Genomic DNA, 20,651 nt, shown 5'->3' on the forward strand with positions numbered 1-20,651 from the left:
TCTTTAGAATTAGCCCGTATCCTTGCGTTATGGATTTAACACAACATTCATACGGAGGATAAACATCATGAACCTGAAACATCGTTTTATTCAAAAAACAGCCTTACTCGGCATGGCTATTGCCATGATTGCTGGCTCCGCTTCGGCAGCAGCCTCACCTATAGCTAAGGAGCAATGGGTGCAGGAGCATGCCCATGAGATCACATCCCTGACCTCGGACAACTACAGTGACCTTGCCTTTCTAAAGCCATTGCTGCAGGACAAGAAAGTAGTTAGCCTGGGAGAGAACTTTCACCGGGTTGCGGAATACAGTGCCATCAAAACGCGCATGATCAAATTTTTGCATGAAGAACTCGGCTATGATGTCATTGCCTTCGAATCCGGCATGGGGGATGCAGCCGTTGCCTATGAACAAGGCGCGAACCTGACGCCTGCCCAGATGATGGAGCTTTCCATTTTCCCCATCTGGCACTCGCAGGAAACACTCGGCCTCTACGAATACATTCAGGAGCAGAGCAAGACGGATCATCCACTGATTCTTGCAGGATATGATATGCAGTTTACGACTGGGTACTTAACCCAATTTATCAGTGACTGGATTAGCAGTCTGGATCCTGCCAGAGGCAAGCAGTTCTATGCATTTGAGATGCAGGGCATCACGGATTTGTATGCCGTCCTTAACAAATATGGTATCGACAGCGACAACAATCCCGAATTCAAGGCGGCCATTCACCAAGTGAAGGAAGCTTATTCTCCTCAGTACGAGGACTTGGTTCATTGGATCACCGAGCATAAGCAGGAACTCGTAAAGTCATTCCCGGACAACCCGAAACTGGCTGACATGATGATCCGTGTGCTGAAGGACCGGAGCAAATTTATCGAGATGGCTGCCTACGACACTCGGGAGAGTTACGAATTCCGCGACCGTGCCATGGCTGATAATCTGGAGTGGCTAATGGACGTCATGTATCCAGGTAAAAAATTCATTCTTTGGGCTCACAATGACCATCTCGCCAAGAGCACATCGACCATTCTCAATCCTCCAATCGGAGAAGGTAACGGGAACTCCGGTTTGTGGCAATCCAGCTTCAAAAGCATGGGCGAAATGATGCATGAGAAGCTGCAGGATGACATGTATGTGATCGGGCTTTATATGAATGAAGGACAAGCGAGCGAGATTTCCACAGGCCAATCGTTTGATATCTCTCCGATGCCTCGCGGCAGTCTGGAGTATACCTTAATGAAATCCGGCTATCGTAATACATACATTGATCTCTCCGAAGCCAAAAACGCTACAGGTGCTGCAGCCTGGTTATCCCGCCCGGTCTTTGCAGCAGAGGATGGCATGGTGGATGAAGTCATTCATCCGATGTCGATGAACTTCATTCCGACTGAACAATATGATGGCATTCTGTTAATCGACAAAGTCAACGCACCAACGACCACCTACAAAGGCGGATTCAAGGATCAGATACAGCAGCAAAAGTAACCCATTACGTTGTAACATATCAAAAAAAGGAGGCAGACATTCCTTTCCGGAATACCTGCCTCCTTGGCTATCTTTTCAACTCATTCCGCCTGCATGGATCTCATGGATTCCTTCTGGGACTTACCCGCGTAGTCGGCGGGAGCTCAATGCGTGATGGCCTTGCTGCAGGAAGGTGCTGCGTGTATTCTTCATCAGCTCAATCCGGCGTTCAGCCAAACGGTCTGCGGCAATATACGTTGCAATGCCCTCGGTACGGGAGGTTTCGAAAATTTTCTCCAAACTGGTGTAGATCTCCCCAATCTTGCTCCACGCCCGTTCCGAGTTATAACCATTCAATTCGTCCGCGATGTTGATGACTCCGCCGGCATTAATAACGTAATCAGGAGCATACACGATACCTCTCTCATGCAAAATGTCCCCATGACGCGTTTCCAGCAGCTGGTTGTTGGCACAGCCTGCCACCACTTTGGCTTTAAGCGTTTTGAGTGTATCGTCATTGATCGTTCCGCCCAGTGCACATGGTGCATAGATGTCACAATCGACACCGGTAATCTCCGCCGGATCGACAGCCGTTGCTCCGAAGCGATCCACTGCTTGCTTCACGGAATCCTTGTGAATATCCGTCACAATCAAGCGCGCACCTTCCTCGTACAAATACTTGCACAGACTCATGGCTACGTTACCGACACCTTGAACGGCAACAGTTTTGCCTTCCAGCAGATCTGTGCCAAAGGCCTCTTTGGCCGCTGCCTTCATCCCCCGGTACACTCCCCAGGCCGTAGCAGGAGATGGGTTCCCGGACGACCCGTAGCTTGGCGATATGCCTGTTACATAATCCGTTTCCTGATAGATCAGGTTCATGTCTTCCTCTGAAGTCCCCACGTCTTCTGCAGTTACATAACGACCGTTTAAGCCTTGGATGTACCTGCCGAATGCACGGAACATCGCTTCGTTCTTGTCACGGCGTGGGTCGCCGATAATCACTGCTTTACCGCCGCCAAGATTCAAGCCGGATACGGCATTTTTATATGTCATCCCCCGCGAAAGGCGCAGTGCGTCTTCAATAGCAGCCTCTTCAGAAGCATACGTCCACATCCGAGTACCGCCGAGTGCAGGGCCGAGTGTTGTATCGTGTATGGCGATGATCGCCTTTAACCCGGAAGCTTTGTCCTGACACAGGACTAGTTCCTCATAATCATGTTGCTCCATTACTTCAAACCAGCTCATGTTTAACCGTCTCCTCCAACCATTTTTGCGAGTAATTCACAAGGCTTCTGTATCTTTGCCATCCTCTATTGTACCTAGATAAGCTCAGAATGTGCAAAATCACATCACGATGTAAGACGAATACGAAGCTAGAAGGCCTCCTATCGCCTACCGTTAATGAATGGTCTCAACGACATTAATGGGGTGCAAATCCCCGTCCACGGCAAAAGAAGCTTGTCCCGTTTCTTCGGAAACAACCAGTACAACGGCATCTGTCAGTTCGCTTAGCCCCAGTGCGGCACGGTGGCGCGTCCCCATTTTACGTTCCCCTGCTGCAGCCTGGGATAGTGGGAGGACATTGCCTGCGGAGACGATCTGGTTGCCGCGGATCAGAACTGCCCCGTCATGCAGCGGTGCACCGGGAATGAACAGGGATTCAAGCAGCGCATGGGTCACTCGCGCATCCACAGCAACACCTGAATGAATGATAGGTTCCAGAGGGATCTCACGTTCAATGACGATAAGAGCACCATATCTGCGATCAGACAGATGCTGTACGCTTGCCGTCAGCTCAGCAAATTTTTCGGTGAAGGGAGACAGGTAACAATCCAGATAAAAAGAAGAGGCGAGCACCTCAATCTGCTTGATCTCGGTACGAATCTCGGCGAATTGTGCGAGCAGACAGACACTGTCATTGTCAAAACGGGTTAATGTCCGATTCATCCGCTCTGCTACACGATGCAAATCTTCCTTCAGCCTCTGTCTCATGGACGAACTGTCACAATCTGCTTGCCGGGTCATTATTTGCCGCCTCCCCTTCTGGATTGATGCCAACATAGTTAACCTATACGTTTCCCGCGGTACGATTCATTTATACAAGTCGCGTCCTTGCCCTGTTTCAGCAAAAAGGAAAAGCCCGTTTGCAACGTTAGCGTCACAAACAGGCTCCAGAATAATTATACAGCATGCAAAGGTAGCATCTTAAGGGGTAACGGCTCCATATGAACCTTTCTTAAATGTCGTTGGGTCATACCACTTGTATCCTGCAGCTGGTGCAGACCATGGCTCAAGCTGCGGTTCCGTGGACGCCGCCGGAGCTTCCATGGCAAGCAGGCTCGTCGGTGAGTCCAATGTCAGGCCAGATACCTGCGACAGACTCGTATAGCTTTCTTTTACGGCAAGCCATTTTACGGTGTTGACCAGGAACGTGGCATCGTCCACTTCCTTGAATCCATCATAGGTTTTCTTGGAGGCTCCCGTCTCTTCTCGCAAATATTTCGGAGTTGCATCTTCCACCGGTGAGGAATCGCCGATAAATGCCGCTTTGCCTGCGCCTACCTTGGCAATGGCTGCATATGCACCTTCAGCACGCCCGCCGCCATTGTACACGCCCTGATCCACGGCGTTGCCCCATTTGGATACGCCGCTAGGTACGTAAACTAATCCCTTGGCTTTGTTAGGATCAATAATAGCCACGGTAGATCCAGCGTGCATCGCCACCGCATTTACGCCACTTGTAATTCCGAATGACTGTGAGGGAGACACAATATCGGTGGCATTTACGTCACCCAGTGCATTGTAGCGGAAACGGATGCCGAAGTTGCTCGCCAGCCAATCAGAGCTCGTAACTCCCTGCATCGCTGGAGATTCGGCTTCTGCCGAGGACATGCCCTTGGCTGGATTCAGGAACGCTCCACGGCGGTATCCGTTAAACACTTCGGAGGAATCCCAGCGGTTTTTGTTTCGGTCTGCATTATAGTGATCGGAGATGAAGAAGACGCTGCCACCGTTCTGTACATATTGCAGCAGAGCAGCCTGCTCCGTTGCTTTAAACGGCACGTTGGCTTCGCCAATGACGAAGACATCATAATCTTTTAATGTATTGTAGGTGATGGCCTGCTCACCGAAAGTATACGGGATGCTGCGCTCAAGCTGATCCACGGCAAAGCCTGCGTTTCTAAGCCCGTTCGCGAAGTCTGAAAATGCCCCATCAATGATCCAGTCCGCTGCTCCAGCTGTTTGGGCATGGGTATTATCGAACAACACCTTCTTGCCTGTACCATCTGGCAGTGTCGTCCCTGGGCCCGGTTCAGGGTTAGGATTGGTTGTTCCGGTAGAAAGTGTAATGGAGGTTGGGTTCTTGAGTCCTGCATAGCTGTTGTATGCACCAAGTGTTCCGGTTACGATAACCTTCTTGCCTACAAGTCCCGGATTGGAAGCAAGTCCATACTGTGAGCGGAATGAAGAGGAAACTTGTATGTCCAACAATTTTGCGTTGGCCTTCTCTGACGGAGAATCCGCAATCAGGAAATTAAAATCATTGGCGTAAGGAGATGTAAACTTGGCTGTAAGTGAGCCGGTAGCATGTCCAACAATATAACCCTCTACCGTCGCCGTTCCTCCACCACTCTGAGCAGCAATAGCCTGCGATACAGTAAGCGGTGCTGCTGCAGCCTGTACCGGACCCTGTGAACCTGGCCCCAGCAGTGCTGTTGCCGTCATTATGAAAATTAGGAATGCCCCAATCCAGTGCTGCCATAACGCCTTCTTCATGTTCTCCATCTCCTCCTCGGATTTACCTTTTAATGGGTTGTCCACTTTAATTTAATCCTTCACATGATGAATTCCTCTTTGTTTATGTAAAATTTTTGAAAAAAGTTTGTTCCGTAGCTCACCTGCCCATACTGTTTACCAAAAGCATGATAAAGGAGAACATGTACCATGAGATTCCTATTTTTGCTGCTTCTAATCATTGTCCCGCTCGTGATGGTATTTCTAGCTCTTCGTTCCCGAACGGTCGTTAAGTTATTTCATGGCCTGGCTCTTATATGTTTCTACAGTGCTGCCACGGTCATTGCCGGAGATGTGTATGCCACCAATGCACATATGACTACATTTACGACTGAAATTCACCATTTCCTGCTGAATGGCTGGTTCCTCTATCCGTCGGCTTATTTGGGCGTGTACGTTCCATATCTGTTATGGTTGGCCCTTTTTTCGAAAAAAAATAATGGTTAATTGGTGTCTCAACATTGCTTTTTCGCTGTGTTCGTAGCATAATAAACGTATACGTGATAATGATTATCATTCTTGAGGTTGTCTCTTATTCGCAATTTAACATTACATGAATTATCGATCATATAGCTAAAGGGGAACGAACATCAAATGAATACAACTCTGCAAAAAGCTTCGCTGCAGCTTGACGATTATCTGGATCTTCTGAACCTGGCCATCAACTTGGGTGATACAAAGTGGCAGAAGGAAATCATCCGTAAATTGGCTTATACTTATCCAGCAGTCCCATGCAAACAACCACAATAACACCTTTTCAATAACTCATGAGGGATTCAGATCTGAATTCGTTCATGAGTTATTTTTTTGTTTTAATAATCCAATGGATACAGGTAAAATGAACTTAATCATAGCCCAGGGGAGTGAATGTTATGTTAGCAGAGACAGAACGACTGATTTTACGAGAGATTGGCGAGGACGACTGGGAAAGTATACATACGTACACCATTTCACCTGAAGTAACCAAGTACACAGCTTGGGGACCTAACACAGAACAGGACACAACTGCGTACATCGAACAGGTTCTGCAATCGCAACAGGAACAGCCTAGGTCCCAATTCGACCTTGCTGTCTGCCTCAAAACAGATGGAACACTCGTTGGCAGCGTGGGCATATACACGGAAGGTACCAATGCGGAGATGGGTTATGTGATGAATCCACAGTATCAAGGGCGAGGCTATGCCGCCGAGGCAAGCCATGCGCTGCTGGGTTTGGGCTTCAACACCCTTGGTGTACATCGGATCTACGCCAAATGCCGGCCGAATAACAAGGCATCCGAGCGAGTCATGCAGAAGATCGGCATGGAGTACGAAGGCCTAATGCGAGAGCATTGGTTTTACAAGGGAGCATTTCACGATTCGTTGGTCTATTCGATTCTCGCCAGGGAATATGCTCAACTCAAAAAAGCTGATATCGGTTAATACCGACATCAGCTTTTTCATCTCCGTAACGACCCCAATCGCCAGTGAAGATTGATCTGTGATCCATGACTGTGGTGAGACTACAGGCGGCATAACTCTGCTGGACAGCTCGGGAATGTAGGACATCCACACATGCAGCGCAATGCGGATAGATCGCGAATCATCAGTTTGCCATCTAGTGTGTCCAGTGTACCCTGTTCTTTCCAGGCCCCCAGCATCCGTGTAACACTCTCCCGAGTAGCTCCAATCATCTCCGCAAGCTCCGTGTGGTTCAGCTTCATCTCAAGTACGATGCCCTCAGGAGTGATTTTGCCGTACGAGTTGCTGGCACGGATCAGTGTCGAAGCCAAAGCCCCAGCCTTGCCATAGAGCAGCAGATCCCGGAAACGCGATTGGGTAATCCGCTGTGAAAGTGCCATCCATTGCAGGAATTTCAAGGCAAGGTCCCCATGTTTGCTAAGCACGCTTTCCAGATCACTGAGCGAGATGATCGCGAGTTCGCCTTTCTCCGTCATCTCTGCACTGTAGCTGTGATTCTGGCCGCCAATGCCACCAAATTCCCCGATCAGGTCCCCTTTTTGCTGAATCGACAAAATGATTTCCTTGCCATCTTCCGTCGATTTGGTCATTTTCAAGCGTCCCGAACGAATGTAGTACAGATACCCGGCTTCATCGCCTTCCAGAAAGAGACTATACCCCGACTTCACCCGTTTGGGCTGCATTTTGGCCTCAATCCAGGCCCACTGTTCAGCTGTTACGAACGAAAGTATTCCACCTGTCTCTCGTGTCATTTTGCTTCCCTCCGTCTCACGTTCTGTCGCTTGGGTTGTTCTTTCTGTAAATATCGTACCCATCACTTTCGTCCCCCTCGTGTTTCCTTATGAATCTATCTTATCGCGAAACCGGCGTGAACGTTATCGGGGGATTACCTGAACCTGGCTGATAAATTCCCTGAATTTGCTGTGAGAAAAGTCACATCCTATGAAGGCATACACATGTTGTCATATGGTAAAGTTCTTGCTGTGTAAGGATTGAGGGCCGTACGTTAACCAAGATCAGTAAATTGCAGAACCGAAATCGGGGAATTCCCTGAATTACAACTCAGACGAATGGGACTACAATAGAACTACCGTATACATTTATATTTCAGGACACCTTGGTCAAAGGTTAAACATATCCATATCACCGAGTCTAATCTAAATGGTGTAATTTCAAAAAGGAAGTGTCTCTCATGCACGATGAACTGCCTTCCGGCATTCAGGAGATGATCAATAATCTGCGCCTGAACACATCCACCGATTTTTGCGGACTGGCCTATCTCTCCGGGTCCATGCTGCGCTGGAAGTACACTTCTGGCGCAACCAATAATCGCGTTACACGGATGGAGATGCGGCCCGGACAAGATCTTGTGGGCACTGCTCTACGGACAGGCCGCACATCCCTGTCGGATGAAAGTACCACAAATGCCAGTTCACCTGGCCGTTGTCCGTTGATGATCGCAGAGCGGCTGCTATGTGCCATCGCTGTGCCTGTGTTCCTGGAGAGCAGCGTCCCTGGTGCCGTGCTGCTTGTTGGCAGCAGGAAGCCATGTACGTTCTCACCGGGCACGGTCAGGGAAGCAGAGCTGGCGGCCAGAGCAGCTGCAGCCAAGCATTCACAGATAAGCAGTCCCGGCGTAAGTCATGAAGAAAAGCTATTCAGAGATTAAAGCTCTGGGTGGCTTTTTTTGGTATCATGAAGACAGGACCAAGAAGCGGACAGGGGGAAATATATAGTGATTCAACTATTGGTTGTGGATGATCATGTTGTTGTGCGTTCGGGGCTGATCGCCCTGCTCGACGGCAAAAATGATATCCGGATTGTGGGGGATGCAGCAGATGGTGACGAAGCCATTGCCAAGGCCCAGGAATTGAAGCCGAATGTGGTATTGATGGATTTTAGCATGCCTCCAGGCAAGGACGGGTTGACTGCTACCGCAGAATTGAAGAAGTTGATGCCTGACGTGGCCATTTTGATTCTGACCATGCATGACGATGAAGAGTATCTGTTCCGTGCAATCCATGCCGGAGCTTCGGGGTATATTCTCAAAAGCGCGCCGCACGAGGAACTACTGGCCGCCATTCGCTCGGTGGCAGAAGGCAGTGCATATCTGTATCCCAGTGCCACCAAACGGCTGATGAGTGAATACCTGGACAAATCCAAACAGGAAAACGCCGGGCCGTATGACACTCTCTCCGAACGGGAGAAAGAGATATTGTCTTGGATCGCCAAGGGTTACGCCAACAAGGAAATTGCCGAGCACCTGGTCATCAGTGTCAAAACGGTCGAATCCCACAAAAGCAACCTGATGGAAAAGCTGGGCCTGCGGACCAGACCTGAACTCGTCAAGTTTGCCATGAAAAAGGGGTTGCTGAACTTTGAGTAGCGCACGGGAGAACAGACTTAGCGGACTGGCCGAGCAGCCTGTACTGCAGCTGCTGGATGAACTGGACAATCATATCACCGATGATGAATTCCGCAGCAGGCTGAAAGGTTCTCTGCATCAGCTAAGCGATCTGAAGTTTGCATTGGATGAATCCTCCATCGTTGCCCTCACGGATCGTAAAGGGAAGATACAGTATGTGAACGATAAATTTTGCGAGATTTCACAATATGAACGGCAGGAATTGATCGGTCAGGATCATCGGATTATCAATTCGGGATACCACGGTAAAACGTTCATGAAAACCCTGTGGGAAACCATCACCTCAGGGCGAGTATGGAACGGAGAGATTCGTAACCGTGCGAAGGATGGCAGCCACTATTGGGTGAATACAACGATTGTACCTTTCCTCGACAATGACGGAGAACCCTATCAATACCTGGCAGTACGCAGCGAAGTGACGAAACTGAAACAGGTCGAGGCTGAATTGCAGACGATGATGACTCAGGTTATGAACATTCAGGAAGAGGAACGCCGCCGGATCTCCCGTGAGCTGCATGACGGAATCGGACAGAGTCTCTTCTCGCTCGTGATTCAGATGGACCAGCTGCTGGCTGACAAGCCTCATTCCGGCGTGGAAGCACTGCGTAAGCAAGTCACGGGTATTATGGAAGAAGTCCGTGGCATGGCTTGGGAACTCAGACCTTCCGTGCTGGATGATCTCGGTGTCGTTCCGGCCATCCGGACTTACATTGAGAACTATACCCGCCACTACGGTATCGAAGTCGATCTGGAATGCAACCTGCGCAGACGGCTGGAGATGAACCGGGAGATTGCCATGTACCGGATTATCCAGGAGGCACTTACCAATGTCGCCAAGTATGCCGATGTAGCCGAAGCACAGGTGACGGTGGAAGATTCCCAGGAGGGCACAGTCGTAATCATTGCGGACCAAGGTGCCGGATTTAATGTACAAACTGCAGGTCAAGGCGTCGGACTGTTCAGCATGGAAGAACGTGCTCGCGGAGCAGGCGGAACGCTGAAGTTATCATCTGAGCCGGGTGAGGGTACAAGCATTACACTTCACCTTCCCAGAAGTATATAGAACGAAACGAATGTGTGGATAGACCACTACGCACAATTACAATATAAAGAAAGCTGCTCGCGGTTTTATCCAAGAGCGGCCTCTTTGCGTTCAAATTTTGGTGCCTATGACAAAATGAAAGCCTGGAATCGGATAAATTTAATATAATGGATAAATAGGTTGACTCCAATTACGATTCGTCATTAAAATATGATTGCTGCATGCAATATGCATTTTTGTAGGTTTACATTTTATACTCCATATAGAGAACGAAAAGGATGATCAATCATGTCAGAAAAACGCTCCTCTAAGGGAGGAGAAATCCCACAAATGTACAACCTGGACGCGATTGATCGAAAAATCATAGCGGCCCTGCATCAGAACAGCCGTATATCCTATACGGATTTGGGCGCACAGATTGGACTGTCACGTGTAGCGGTTCAGGCCCGCATCAATGCTTTATCCGAAAAAGGCATTATTGAACGTTTCACGGTTGTTATTAACCCGGGTAAGGTTGGACTTCAGGTCTCTGCCTTTTTCAATGTAGATGTGGAGCCGCCCTTCCTTGATGAAGTGGCTGAGAAACTGGACGAGGAACCGGCGGTCACCAGCCTCTATCATATGACTGGCCCAAGCACATTGCATATGCACGGCATTTTTGCCGACATGGAAGAGATGGAGCAGTTTCTGCTGGAGAAGCTCTATAAGATGCCTGGCATTGTGAAGGTCGAATCGCAGTTGTTATTAAAACGATATAAAAGTCGAATGGGCATGAGACTGTAGGAGGAAAACAGCATGAGTTGGAAAGATTACACCGGTCTCGTTACGGGTATGGTACGAACCGGGATATTGGGTTATGGCGGTGGCCCTTCGGTTATTCCGTTGATTCGTTATGAAGCAGTCACCCGTTATCAATGGGTTAGTGATGAGGAATTCGGCGAGATTTTGGCCATAGCCAATGCCCTGCCTGGTCCGATTGCAACCAAGATGGCTGCCTACCTCGGTTACAAAACCAAAGGCGTGCTCGGTGCCATCGTCTCCGTACTGGCACACATTTTGCCCACGAGCATTGCTATCATTGCCCTGCTTGGCTCCATGTACGCACTGCGTGAGTCGAAGATCGTAGCAGGCATGGTAGCGGCTGTGCGTCCCGTGATCTTTGTGATGCTGGGCATGATGGCTTATGAATTCGCCAAAAAAGCATGGTCCGGACTCGGCAAGACCTTTGCCATCCTATTTGGTGTCATTGCGTTTGTACTATTGCAGCTGCTGAATATTCATCCAGGCATTGTCATAGCAGTCTTTCTTGGTTATGGCGTATTCCATCTGGAACTGGTTCAGCGTTACAAGTCCAAGCGCAGCTCCGACAAGGAGGTGTCCTAAACGATGCTTCAGACATGGTGGGAATTGTTTTGGGGATTTTTCGTAGCTAATATTTTGGGATACGGGGGCGGTCCTGCCTCCATCCCGCTCATGCAGGAGGAAGTCGTCAACCATTATCAGTGGATGACCACAGAGCAATTCGGCGATGTGCTCGCCATCGGGAATGCGCTCCCTGGCCCGATCGCCACCAAGATTGCCGCATTTGTCGGTTATCAGGTGGCCGGCTGGTTCGGAGCGTTTATCGCCAGTTTTGCCACGATTGTACCTTCAGCTGCCGCGCTGATCCTGCTGCTTCGTTTGCTTAATAAGTATCGTACATCACCCAAAGTCAAAGGGATGACGCTGCTTGTGCAGCCAGTCATTGCGGTGCTTATGATTTTGCTCACGTGGGAATTTGGCCAAGTATCCACCGATTCCATTGGAATTTGGCAGACGTTGATTATTGCAGGTATTTCTTTATGGGTCATGACCAAGACCAAGCTGCATCCGGCTATTTTAATTGTTATTGCTTTTGCTTATGGTGCCTTGGTTCTGTCTCATACGATGTAATCCGTTGATCGAGAAAATATATAAAGTATGTTCATACCAAAAAAACGGTGATGTCAGCATCCAAGCTGGCATCACCGTTTTTCAGTTCATCTCACCTTCAAGGCAAGTTTTTATTTCGCTTCAACTACGATAGTCACTTTTGTTTTCACACCAGCATAACTCACCGTGATTGTCGCTTTACCTTTACCGTTAGCCTGAATAATACCATCTTTCACCGTTGCTGTTGCAATACGGGAGGACTTCCAGAGTGCCGGTTTGGAGACATTTGCTTCACTGCCATCTGCATACGTTGCCGTTGCTACCACGGTAACCTTATCCCCTGGTTTCATGGTCAGGGTGACTTTATTGGTTTGCAGATATTTCAATGTATCTACATCGATAGCCACTGTTACGGATTTGCTGCCGTATTTCGCTGTTACTTTCGCTTTACCTGAACCCATCGCTTTTACTTTACCTTTGGTTACCTGAGCTACTTTGTAGCTGTTGGTTTTCCATTCAGCTTTGTCAGTTACATCGCGTTCGCTACCGTCATTAAAATACGCCACAACGGTAATATCAGCTGTCTCGCCAGATTTCAGAGATACAGCTGGCTCTGATGCTTCAATGCGGGCAATGACATCAACTTCAATTGCAATTGTAACCTTTTGAGAACCATACTCTGCTGTAATGTTCACTTTACCGCTACCATTTGCCGTTACCAAACCTTTTTTAACATCAGCTACCCGAGCATTGCTCGTTTTCCAAGTTGCTTCTGAAGTTACATCCAGCGTATTACCGTCTTCATCTGTACCGGTCAGGGTAATTTGCTGTGTTTCTTTGGAAGCCAGTGCAATAAAGTTTACATCCGCTTCGAGACCGCTTGCCATACCAACCTCAACAGACATGGTCAGTGTTTTTCCGTCCACTTTAGCGGTAATGGTTGCTTTGCCGACAGCAATACCCTTTACTTCGCCATCCTTGGACACTTCGGCAACCTTATCACTGCTGCTGCTCCATTCTACATCTTCAGTAACGACTTTGGATGTGTTGCCATATACAGCTAGAACCTCCGCAGTAAAGGTATCACCCACACCGATTGATTTTTTCTTGTTTTGCATTTCGTATTTGTCCGGCACATCTACACTTACAGTGATTTTGACCGTTTTGCCGCCATAAGCCACTGTAATGGTTGCCTGTCCCGATTTGTAAGCAGTAAGTTTACCTGCAGATACGTAGACAATATCTTCATCGCTTGAAGTCCACGTTGCTTTGGATGTTACAATCTCCTTACTTCCATCCACATACTCAGCGTTGACCGTAAGTTCCTTCTCTTTTGTTCCAGTCAAACTCATAGCCAGTTTATCTTCAACGTCAACAACGTCCAGGTAACGAGCGGTGTCAACATCTACCGTAATTTCAACGGTTTTACCACTGTAGCTGGCTTTAACTGTAGTTGTACCTTGGCCAATAGCCGTAATTTGCCCTTTGTATACGGTAGCAACCTTCTCGTTACTTGATGTCCACACTGCAGTATTCGTTACATCTGAATCTGAACTGTCCGGGTAGATCGCCGTCAACGTCAATTGCTTGGAGCGATCCGAGTTGCTTAACATGAAGAATAATTTTTGCTCGTCGACCTTCAGATTGCTCGTCCGGTCCACGTCTACATCAATCGAAACGGTTTTTGTACCGTATTTAGCTGTGATTACAGCAGATCCCGCGGCATAACCTGTGATGGTGCCCTTAAGCACATCAGCAACTTTCTCATCACTGGAACTCCAATCAGCAAGAGAAGTTACATCCGTAGTCGTTCCGTCCGGATACGTTGCTGTCAAAACGACTTTGTCGCTTTTGTTCAACAAAAGGTTTACTTGCTTTTTGTCTGTATCGATCCGCTTCACAACTTCAACGTTTACCTCAACGGTAACAGATTGTTTTCCTACCTTACCTGTAATTAATGCCGTACCCGCGCTTTGTCCGGTAACTTTACCGTTAACTACAGTCGCTACCTGATCGTCATCAGAAGACCATTCTGCGATATCGGATACGGGTTCAGAACTGTTATCACTGTAAGTTGCAGTCAGTGTAATCTGATCGGATTCACCTTTACGAATATCAATGGTTTGCTTGTCTTTCGTCAATGCCTTAACCTTTTTGGTCACGTTCACCTGAATGGATTGTGGCTTATTTTCATAGGATACGATGACAGTTGCCTGTCCCTCACCTTTGGCTGTAATTGTTCCGTTATATACCGTAGCCACTGCAGTGTCATCACTGCTCCAGCTTGCATTCACTGTGATATTGCTTGTCGAAGCATCCGTATAGACTCCTGTAGCTGTTACAGAACTGGATTCTCCCACTTCAAGCGCCACTTCATTTTTGGAAACCACTATTTTGGACAGTTCTTTATCTGCCGCAGCGGCCAAGCCTACGTTGGAAATACTCAGCACTAATACCAGCATCATCACCATGTACTTGGTCAATCTTGGCTTTAACATCATTTCCCCCCGATTATCATCATTATTTTCCTTAATTTTAATGTCGGCAAGTTCTTTCCAGATGTTTAGGCTTTCAGCGATTTTTCAGAAAAATGATTGGAAAACAATTCCGAATTCTCATCTCTCTCCAGGGAATCATACCCACCAGCATTCCGCATAACCTATCTATATTGCTACTTAATAAGCGCCAAGCAACTGAATTGTACATGACAGGAGGAGAAACATGCGGCAGCCCTTTGATTACATTGGATATTGGGAGCAGACATACCGTTCCGGAGAAACTTCAGGACGTGGATCTTACGGGGTTCTGGCTGAGTTCAAGGCCGAGATTGTGAACGGATTGATTCAGCAGGAGGGCATTACCAGCGTAATCGAGTTTGGATGTGGTGACGGCAACCAGCTGCAATATATGAATTACAAAGAGTACCTGGGTGTCGATGTCGCTGCCTCTTCGGTGCGCCTATGTGCCTCGAAATTTGCCACGGACTCTTCCAAAAGCTTCATGCTGTATACACCTGGCCTGTGGATCAACCGGGGCTTCCTGACGGCAGACCTTACGGTGTGTCTGGATGTGCTGTATCACATCACGGATGAGACCGATTTCCGTAATACATTATATGATATTTTGCATTCATCGAAGGAATGGGTTGTTCTCTACACTCGGTTGAAGGAAAATGGCAATCCAGGCGTGGACACGATTCAGGATCGCAACCTGTTCCATTATTTATTTGATTATCCCGACTTCAAAGTTCAAGAGATCATCCCTCAGCGGTATCCCGACCAATCTTCAGCGGACTTTGTAATCCTCAGACGCGTACCATCGAAGAAAAACAATTAATTAATTCTAACTCATCACATGAAAAACCACCCAAAACAGTCCAGTGGAAGATAGGCTGCTTCAGGTGGTTTTTTATTTCAATTATATAAATTCTCCGACATCATGTTGAGGTTAAAATAAACCCGGACGTCCGCGCAGCTTCGCCAGCGCTTCCATATAGAAATAATCGCCGTAGATGATCGGCACATTTAATCCCCGTCCTTCCGGGTAATGCACGGTTCCCTGCATGATCAGCCCCTCTTCCGCAGCAGACTCGCCTGAGCTGTAGCGCTCATGCAGGCCGCGAACGATGCGCTCTCCTGCTGCGGCATACACCTCTACGCGTGGCGACAGCTTCGCCAGCTCAAGCAGACCGCTCGCTGCAATCGCTGCGGCGGACGAATCCCACGCCACCTGATGCTCTGCCGGTGCGCGAAAATCCCAGAACGGCACGATATCTTCGCCAAGCTTGGCGAGGAAGAAATCGGCCGCGCGTTCCGCTGTCTCCAGATAGCGGGCTTCGCCCGTATACCGGTAAGACAGCGCAAAACCATGTAGCGCCCAGGCGGTGCCCCGCGCCCAGGCGGAACCCGGAGCATGGCCCTGTCCGCCATGCTCTTGCAGCTTCTGCCCTGTGTGTGGATCAAACTCCACCACATGGCAGATGGACCCGTCTGCGCGGACAAACTCGCGCGCTACAGTGTCCGCATGTGCTTCCGCCAGCAAGCGGAAGCGGGGATCGCCGCTCTGCTCGGATGCCCAGTAGAGCAGCGGCAGGTTCATCATGCTGTCGATGATGGCTACGCCACGCGTATCCATAGTGGACGAGTTGAAGTTCCAGGCACGAATGAACTGACCACGTACATTGAAGCGAGCAGCAAATAGATTGGCAGCAAGCATCCCCCGCCGCCGGCTGTCCATGCTGCCAGTCTGGCGGTAAGATGCTACGCCGCTAAGCAGCCAGATGAAACCCAGATCGTGATCCACCGAATCCGGATTGCGAAGGCATCCCTCCAACTGTCGTTCACAGCTATCTGCAATACGGGACAATGGAGCAACATCTACATTTTCAGGGGACTCACCATACACAAGCCATAACAATCCGGGCCAGAAGCCAGCAGTCCACCATTCCGGATCATTCTGGTCATACGTCCCCTGCGGAGAGATGTGTGGAAAGGTATCCTTGATTCGCTGTGCGTTGCGAATGGTTTTGTCCGCACCCTGCCGCCATGCTTCTTCTACCCATGTTACCGATGTCGATGTGCTCACAAGCTTTGCCTCCTCTTTTCGTATCTTTATTTATTTGCTCATACACTTACGCAACTTCAATGGACTATAACTGCACGCCGCGTTCACAGGCTTCTCAATGCATCGGTCCAGTCCGGATTATCATCAATTCTGATTCTCCGAATCACCTCGGCTGAATGGTGAATTTGCATCTGCACCTTGTCTCCTGTACGGAATGGTCCCGAGAATCTCCGCTTTCATCTGCGGTCTGACGTAAGATTAATGCCGTCCGGTAAAATTTCTGTGGCAGGTGATCATGGTCCACGGTCTCGATCACTTCGATCTTTGCATCCCAGTTTCCAGCATCGTACTCCAGGATAACCACAGCCTTGCTCCCTTCCCATCGTACTCCTGCTTCTTCCAAGACAGGTTCAATTCGACTGATAAAATGCTGGGCGACTCGCGGTTTCTCATCCAAGGGCTCCCCTCTTCGAATACCAGAAGGTGGACGCCACTCGTAGTGGTCTTCAAGGAGAAGCTCTGCTTCGGAAATTCCAGATGAACCGTGCCATCGTAATCGCCGAATATATCTTGTCAGTGTAGGAGCTTCCGAATAAGCTGACGTCAGGTCGAATTCAGCCTCTACCCCCTGTGAAGGCAAGTGCTTAATATGTAGCGTTTTGGCTTCCGCTTGTCTTCCGGATTGTTGACCCGTTCCTTCAATGACTGGAACGCTATGTCCCTGAGATCCAATTTGAAAAATGCTCTCTCTTCCAGGTGCAAAGTAGGCCTGCGTATACTCACCTGAACCTGGGTCACAGAGAATGTTTTCACCGCCACCATGAAGGATGAAGTGTCCCAGATCATTATGATTATGGGGCTCTGCGTTATGACCTCCTTTTACCGAAAAGGCTACCTTTACTTCCTTCTGTTCACCTGTTGTCAGCGTCCCTCGTGCTATCATCCACGATAAATCCTCCAAGTAAATTGGAGCTTCGGGCTCGCCCGATTCAGTCTCTCTCTCGAACTTATCCGGATTAGTCCAGAGTATATTACGCAGAGCATGAGCCCACCTATGGCAGGGATCCTGGGAGAGAAGCGGGATGTGAAGCCCTGAGTTGATTTGAATCTGCTGCCGTTCAGACAAAAGGGACAGCAGACCGGACGGAATCGTCTCCCGCTCACGACTGTCCGAATAATTGATAAATACCCCATCCGATAAATGAATATTTCCCGGGAAAGCAGCAATTGCTCCCGTCTTGGGTTCAGACAACATATCCAGCTCACCTGCACTGAACAATCTCAGCATCTCTGCGTAATAGGTATAAAATCCGTACCCGTAAACCCAGTAACCCACACCTTCAGCACAACCCCCATCCGGCCCGTAACCACTCAAAAAGGCATTCATGGATCGAATGGTGTGCTGTACAGCCATGGTTCTAAGACGCTCATCCTCTAATAAAAGGAGAGCAGCAATCCCGCATCCTCCACTGCAAACGGCTGACCAGTTGTGATTCGCGTCTTCCCAACCGTATGTCCGCTGCTCTCGGTACAACGGAGTAAATATCCTGTCTTCCATCTCTGCCTTGACCATTTGGATCAAGCGCTTATCCAGCATGTCACCCAGCATCACTATTAGCTCTGCCAGCATCTGTGCGGTCTCTGCAGCGAATAGATCAATATGTGTTCTTGCGCCAGCTTCTTCCCCTTCGGGTATATGGGCAGACAGGCACCAGGTTTTTTCATTACAAACACTCCAGATCAGATCCTCCAGCAGATGCAAACGATCGGAAGATGGAGATGCTGCCAACAGCAACCCTAGCGAAACAAGCCTTCCGCGCCTTTCAAAATACGCCTGCTCATATGCTTGACGCTCACCCGTGTCCCTGAATTGACGAAATAGGGAAAAAGATAGTTCAGGCAGGTTCTCCGTAAGCGCATTCTGTTCATATACTTCTAAATCCGACCAAAAGTCAGCATAAACGGGGTCATTCCACGTGTCCGTGAGCCTGTCTTTCCAGTGATGGATAAGCTTCAAACCTTCGGACATTCCGTGTTTCATAGCCGCAGCGATGTGATCTACCGTCCAACGTAATCCAGGGTGAACCGTCATAAGAATTCCTCCCCATTTTTGTAACCGATTTCATTTTAGCCTATCAGGTAGTAAAAATGAAGGGAATTCGGCTAATCTTATGTAAAAAAACAAATAATATGAAAATAATTGAAACTTTTCAGGATGTTTTCTCGTAAAAGAGTTGTCGGTACTCATTGCATATGTATTTTATTCCATTATGAGGACAGGTGAACCATACTGAATACTGAATTATTTGATCAGGCTGTAACGGATCTTCTGCATCGCTCGGATAGCCGAGTGTTAGTGCAGGTCGAATCCCATTTCCCCGACAATCGCCTCGTAGGAGGCAAATATCATATGGGGAGTCACACCGTATATCTGTACAAAAAAGAGATCATGGAGCAATGCCGGATGCTCTTCGGTACGCTAGCTCCCTTGAAAGCCTATATTTATGTCATTCTGGCTCATGAACTGGGTCATGCGGAGGATACGGAATTAGCAGATCTGTCCAACCTTCTTGATGGCCCCCTTTCGGCTCCTGAGCAGGCAGAGATCCGACTGCGTATTGAAGAAAACGCCTGGCGTTATGCAGAATCACTACTACAGGGCGTGGATCCTGTTTTCTTACGAACCATCATTGATGAATCCCTGCTCAGCTATCGCCAAGCGATTGAACCACATATTGCCTGAAGTATCCGAACAACGTGAATTAACACGGCCAGACCCACCCTTTTCCACAGGTGAGATCTGGCCTTGTTTGCTAGAATTACGTTTTTTTACGCTTGCTTCTATATCAACGATTAATTTTTCCGATTCCGTGACCGGGCTTGTCCACCCTTGCGACCTGCTTCTTCCCGGCTCATTTTGCCATCCTGATCATCGTTTCCATCACTGTTGCCCTGGGCGCTTCCGCCCTCCCGTCCAATCTCTTGATAGAACTCGCGGTCGTGGGATTTGGATGTTGCTTCCCCACCTTTGCTGCCGATTTCTTGATAAAACTCTTGATCATGATTCTTGGAGGTTGCTTCTCCACCCTTACGTCCTGCTTCTTCACGGCTCATTTTTCCGTTTTGGTTATTCTGTGCCATTTTGAATTCACTCCTTATCGGGTATTGAGTATAGTGTGCTACGATTCTTAATCACCCTCTCATTTGGGAATAAAACATGATATTTCTAAATATGACATTTTTAATGTGTTTTACTCCGCGAGGTTCAATATGTGAAAAGGAGCAGAGGTCTGTACAGACCTCTGCTCCTTTTTTATTGAATTTTCAGCAGACTTTCCTGTACGACAGACAACCATTGACGTGCAATCAGTTCATGACCTGCCGCCGTTGGATGTACACCATCCCACAACCAGTAGGATGCATCTGCCTTTTCAGTCGCTTGATTGAGCACATCCTGCAATGGAACGAACACAGCACCGAACTCATTCGCGAGCTCGCGGACAAGACGTTGATATTGACCTATAGTCTCCTGCCATGCATCCCATTTGTCCACCGTAGCTCCGGTTTTCAGAATGAAGGGTTCCATCAACACGAGCCCTGTATTCGGGAGCACTTCCCGCGTTTCTTCAAGCAGATGACGATATGCCCGTCCAAGACGATCCGTCACCCCGCTCGGTTCATTATTCATTATACGCCAGGCGTCATTCACACCGATCAGAATACTGATCAGCTCCGGCTTTAAACTAAAGGTATCTTCATTCCAGCGTGCATACAGATCGGATGCGCGATCCCCACTGACCCCCCTGTTGTAAAAGGTTGGCTGCTTCTCTGCCAGCTCCGCACCCAATCTGCTTGAGATCAAATAAGCGTAGCCATGCCCCAAAAAGTGATTTGGATCATCGTTCCGCGATCTTCCTCCGTCTGTAATGGAGTCTCCCTGAAACAATATTACGGATGGACTTGTACTCATGATTTGAACCGTTC

The 20,651-nt window shown here is 48.6% G+C and carries 21 protein-coding genes; 12 read left to right on the top strand and 9 right to left on the bottom strand.

Annotation, left to right across the window (positions count from 1 at the left end; all coding sequences use genetic code 11):
• The first annotated feature begins 67 nt into the window (after positions 1 to 67).
• Positions 68 to 1,489 carry an erythromycin esterase family protein gene (locus MH144_RS26610; RefSeq protein ID WP_239305280.1) on the top strand — a complete coding sequence of 474 codons (1,422 nt, stop codon included), beginning with the start codon at positions 68 to 70 and terminating at the stop codon, positions 1,487 to 1,489.
• 120 nt (positions 1,490 to 1,609) lie between these two features.
• Here the strand turns inward: MH144_RS26610 and MH144_RS26615 are convergent, their stop codons facing one another.
• The 3 genes from MH144_RS26615 to MH144_RS26625 all read right to left on the bottom strand — a co-directional run bounded on the left by MH144_RS26615 (position 1,610) and on the right by MH144_RS26625 (position 5,197).
• Positions 1,610 to 2,716 (bottom strand): Glu/Leu/Phe/Val family dehydrogenase, encoded by a 1,107-nt coding sequence (locus tag MH144_RS26615; protein ID WP_239305281.1) that lies wholly within the window; start codon positions 2,714 to 2,716, stop codon positions 1,610 to 1,612.
• Positions 2,717 to 2,869: 153 nt separating this feature from the next.
• Entirely contained in the window at positions 2,870 to 3,496 is a 627-nt protein-coding gene (cdaS, locus tag MH144_RS26620) for a sporulation-specific diadenylate cyclase CdaS (RefSeq protein ID WP_239305282.1), read from the bottom strand.
• A 180-nt stretch (positions 3,497 to 3,676) separates the two neighbouring features.
• Positions 3,677 to 5,197 (bottom strand): DUF6359 domain-containing protein, encoded by a 1,521-nt coding sequence (locus MH144_RS26625; protein WP_239305321.1) that lies wholly within the window; start codon positions 5,195 to 5,197, stop codon positions 3,677 to 3,679.
• Between the two features lie 219 nt (positions 5,198 to 5,416).
• On the opposite strand from MH144_RS26625, the gene MH144_RS26630 reads away from it, so the two are divergent.
• From MH144_RS26630 to MH144_RS26640, 3 genes are all read left to right on the top strand, one after another.
• Positions 5,417 to 5,713 carry a hypothetical protein gene (locus MH144_RS26630; protein ID WP_239305283.1) on the top strand — a complete coding sequence of 99 codons (297 nt, stop codon included), beginning with the start codon at positions 5,417 to 5,419 and terminating at the stop codon, positions 5,711 to 5,713.
• A gap of 147 nt (positions 5,714 to 5,860) precedes the next feature.
• Positions 5,861 to 6,016, top strand: a complete 156-nt coding sequence (locus tag MH144_RS26635; RefSeq protein WP_239305284.1) for a hypothetical protein — start codon at positions 5,861 to 5,863, stop codon at positions 6,014 to 6,016.
• Between the two features lie 122 nt (positions 6,017 to 6,138).
• A complete protein-coding gene (locus MH144_RS26640; protein ID WP_239305285.1) occupies positions 6,139 to 6,687 on the top strand; it encodes a GNAT family N-acetyltransferase in 549 nt (182 codons plus the stop codon).
• A gap of 80 nt (positions 6,688 to 6,767) precedes the next feature.
• Here the strand turns inward: MH144_RS26640 and MH144_RS26645 are convergent, their stop codons facing one another.
• Positions 6,768 to 7,541, bottom strand: coding sequence for a Crp/Fnr family transcriptional regulator (locus tag MH144_RS26645; RefSeq protein ID WP_239305286.1), 774 nt, complete (start codon positions 7,539 to 7,541; stop codon positions 6,768 to 6,770).
• Between the two features lie 377 nt (positions 7,542 to 7,918).
• Here MH144_RS26645 and MH144_RS26650 point away from each other — a divergent pair, with 377 nt between their 5' ends.
• The 6 genes from MH144_RS26650 to chrA all read left to right on the top strand — a co-directional run bounded on the left by MH144_RS26650 (position 7,919) and on the right by chrA (position 12,125).
• Positions 7,919 to 8,395 carry a GAF domain-containing protein gene (locus tag MH144_RS26650; RefSeq protein ID WP_239305287.1) on the top strand — a complete coding sequence of 159 codons (477 nt, stop codon included), beginning with the start codon at positions 7,919 to 7,921 and terminating at the stop codon, positions 8,393 to 8,395.
• Between the two features lie 66 nt (positions 8,396 to 8,461).
• Positions 8,462 to 9,112: a response regulator gene (locus MH144_RS26655; protein ID WP_239305288.1), complete on the top strand. Its 651-nt coding sequence runs from the start codon at positions 8,462 to 8,464 to the stop codon at positions 9,110 to 9,112.
• Positions 9,105 to 10,214: a PAS domain-containing sensor histidine kinase gene (locus tag MH144_RS26660; protein ID WP_239305289.1), complete on the top strand. Its 1,110-nt coding sequence runs from the start codon at positions 9,105 to 9,107 to the stop codon at positions 10,212 to 10,214. The genes MH144_RS26655 and MH144_RS26660 overlap by 8 nt, the downstream gene beginning before the upstream one ends.
• Positions 10,215 to 10,481: 267 nt before the next feature.
• Positions 10,482 to 10,976, top strand: coding sequence for a chromate efflux transcriptional regulator ChrS (gene chrS / locus MH144_RS26665; RefSeq protein WP_239305290.1), 495 nt, complete (start codon positions 10,482 to 10,484; stop codon positions 10,974 to 10,976).
• Between the two features lie 12 nt (positions 10,977 to 10,988).
• Positions 10,989 to 11,576, top strand: coding sequence for a chromate efflux transporter ChrB (gene chrB, locus MH144_RS26670; protein WP_239305291.1), 588 nt, complete (start codon positions 10,989 to 10,991; stop codon positions 11,574 to 11,576).
• Between the two features lie 3 nt (positions 11,577 to 11,579).
• Positions 11,580 to 12,125, top strand: a complete 546-nt coding sequence (chrA, locus tag MH144_RS26675; protein WP_239305292.1) for a chromate efflux transporter ChrA — start codon at positions 11,580 to 11,582, stop codon at positions 12,123 to 12,125.
• 110 nt (positions 12,126 to 12,235) lie between these two features.
• Here the strand turns inward: chrA and MH144_RS26680 are convergent, their stop codons facing one another.
• A complete protein-coding gene (locus MH144_RS26680; RefSeq protein ID WP_239305293.1) occupies positions 12,236 to 14,602 on the bottom strand; it encodes an Ig-like domain-containing protein in 2,367 nt (788 codons plus the stop codon).
• A gap of 223 nt (positions 14,603 to 14,825) precedes the next feature.
• Here MH144_RS26680 and MH144_RS26685 point away from each other — a divergent pair, with 223 nt between their 5' ends.
• Positions 14,826 to 15,440, top strand: coding sequence for a class I SAM-dependent methyltransferase (locus MH144_RS26685; RefSeq protein ID WP_239305294.1), 615 nt, complete (start codon positions 14,826 to 14,828; stop codon positions 15,438 to 15,440).
• A gap of 111 nt (positions 15,441 to 15,551) precedes the next feature.
• On the opposite strand, the gene MH144_RS26690 is transcribed toward MH144_RS26685, so the two are convergent.
• Together MH144_RS26690 and MH144_RS26695 are read right to left on the bottom strand one after the other, a co-directional pair.
• On the bottom strand, positions 15,552 to 16,688 hold the full coding sequence (locus MH144_RS26690; protein ID WP_239305295.1) for a glycoside hydrolase family 88 protein: 1,137 nt from the start codon (positions 16,686 to 16,688) through the stop codon (positions 15,552 to 15,554).
• 142 nt (positions 16,689 to 16,830) lie between these two features.
• The gene (locus MH144_RS26695; protein ID WP_239305296.1) at positions 16,831 to 18,759 is read right to left on the bottom strand and encodes a heparinase II/III domain-containing protein; all 1,929 of its coding nucleotides are present in this window, start codon (positions 18,757 to 18,759) and stop codon (positions 16,831 to 16,833) included.
• 318 nt (positions 18,760 to 19,077) lie between these two features.
• Between MH144_RS26695 and MH144_RS26700 the strand changes: the two genes are divergently transcribed.
• Positions 19,078 to 19,410 (top strand): hypothetical protein, encoded by a 333-nt coding sequence (locus tag MH144_RS26700; protein ID WP_239305297.1) that lies wholly within the window; start codon positions 19,078 to 19,080, stop codon positions 19,408 to 19,410.
• 110 nt (positions 19,411 to 19,520) lie between these two features.
• Here the strand turns inward: MH144_RS26700 and MH144_RS26705 are convergent, their stop codons facing one another.
• Together MH144_RS26705 and MH144_RS26710 are read right to left on the bottom strand one after the other, a co-directional pair.
• Positions 19,521 to 19,808 carry a KGG domain-containing protein gene (locus tag MH144_RS26705; protein ID WP_239305298.1) on the bottom strand — a complete coding sequence of 96 codons (288 nt, stop codon included), beginning with the start codon at positions 19,806 to 19,808 and terminating at the stop codon, positions 19,521 to 19,523.
• Between the two features lie 172 nt (positions 19,809 to 19,980).
• Positions 19,981 to 20,637 carry an SGNH/GDSL hydrolase family protein gene (locus MH144_RS26710; protein WP_239305299.1) on the bottom strand — a complete coding sequence of 219 codons (657 nt, stop codon included), beginning with the start codon at positions 20,635 to 20,637 and terminating at the stop codon, positions 19,981 to 19,983.
• Between the last annotated feature and the right edge of the window lie 14 nt (positions 20,638 to 20,651).

This window comes from Paenibacillus sp. ACRRY, assembly GCF_022346995.1.
GTDB lineage: Bacteria > Bacillota > Bacilli > Paenibacillales > Paenibacillaceae > Paenibacillus.